This is a genomic window from Ferruginivarius sediminum (assembly GCF_003344765.1).
GTDB lineage: Bacteria > Pseudomonadota > Alphaproteobacteria > Kiloniellales > Rhodovibrionaceae > Ferruginivarius > Ferruginivarius sediminum.
Genome location: NZ_QPMH01000053.1, coordinates 1 through 1,557, shown reverse-complemented (window position 1 = coordinate 1,557; position 1,557 = coordinate 1). Strand labels below are relative to the sequence as shown.

The 1,557-nt window shown below is 66.9% G+C and carries 1 protein-coding gene; it reads right to left on the bottom strand.

Annotated features, from left to right (window positions below; translation table 11 throughout):
* A partial coding sequence (gene lon / locus DRB17_RS19770) for an endopeptidase La (RefSeq protein WP_114583946.1) occupies positions 1-1,557 on the bottom strand: 1,557 nt, incomplete at both ends.

Below are 1,557 nucleotides of genomic sequence, written 5' to 3'. Positions count from 1 at the left end.
TGCGCTTGACGTTGGCGGGGATGTCGGCGAGGTCCTTCTCGTTCTCCTTGGGGATCAGCACCGTCTTCAGCCCGCCGCGCAGGGCGGCCAGCAGCTTCTCCTTCAGCCCGCCGATCGCCAGCACCCGGCCGCGCAGCGTGATCTCGCCGGTCATCGCCACGTCGTGGCGCACCGGGATGCCGGTCAGCGTCGAGACGATCGCGGTGACCATCGCGATGCCCGCCGAGGGCCCGTCCTTCGGCGTCGCCCCCTCCGGCACGTGCACGTGCACCGCCTTGTGCTCCAGGAACGAGGGCTGGATGCCAAACTCCGGCGCCCGGCTCTTGATGAAGTACTCCGCCGCCTGGATCGACTCCTTCATCACCTCGCCCAGCTTGCCCGTCGAGGTCACCTTGCCCTTGCCCGGCACCGTCACCGCCTCGATCGACAGCAGCTCGCCGCCAACCTCGGTCCACGCCAGGCCGGTGGCCACCCCCACCAGGTCCTCGTTCTCCACCTCGCCGTACTTGTAACGCGCCACCCCGGCATACTTCGCCAGGTTCTGCCGGGTCACGTGCACCTGCGTGGCGTTGCCCAGCGCGATCTCCTTCACCGCCTTGCGCGCCAGGTTGCTGATCTCGCGCTCCAGGTTGCGCACACCCGCCTCCCGGGTGTAGCGCCGGATCAGCTCCCGCAGCGCCCCGTCCGACAGCGACCACTCCGCCGCGCTCAGACCGTTCGCCTCGCGCTGCTTCTCGATCAGGTGGCGCTTGGCAATCTCCACCTTCTCATCCTCGGTGTAGCCCGGAATGCGGATGATCTCCATCCGGTCCAACAACGCCGGCGGCATGTCCAGCGTGTTCGCCGTGGTGATGAACATCACCTCCGACAGGTCGTACTCCACATCCAGATAATGGTCGACGAAGGTGCTGTTCTGCTCCGGGTCCAGGATCTCCAGCAGCGCCGAGGACGGATCGCCGCGCCAGTCCGCGCCCAGCTTGTCCACCTCGTCCAGCAGGAACAGCGGATTGCGCGTCCCCGCCTTCTTCATGCCCTGGATCACCTTGCCCGGCATCGAGCCGATGTAGGTCCGCCGGTGGCCGCGCATCTCCGCCTCGTCGCGCACACCGCCCAGCGACTGCCGCACGAACTCCCGGTTGGTCGCCCGCGCGATCGACTTGCCCAGCGACGTCTTGCCCACACCCGGCGGGCCCACCAGGCACAGAATCGGCCCCTTCACCTTGCCCATGCGCTGCTGCACCGCAAGGTACTCCAGAATCCGCTCCTTCACCTTCGACAGCCCATAGTGGTCGCGGTCCAGAACCTCCCGCGCCACCGTGATGTCGTTCTTCACCTTGCTGCGCTTCTTCCACGGCACCGACAGCAGCCAGTCCAGGTAGTTCCGCACCACCGTCGACTCCGCCGACATCGGGCTCATGTTCTTCAGCTTCTTCAGCTCCGCCTGCGCCTTCTCCCGAGCCTCCTTCGACAGCTTCGCCCTGGCAATCCGATCCTCAAGCTCCTGAAGCTCGTCCTGGCCCTCCTCGCCCTCGCCAAGCTCCTTCCGGATCGCCTTCA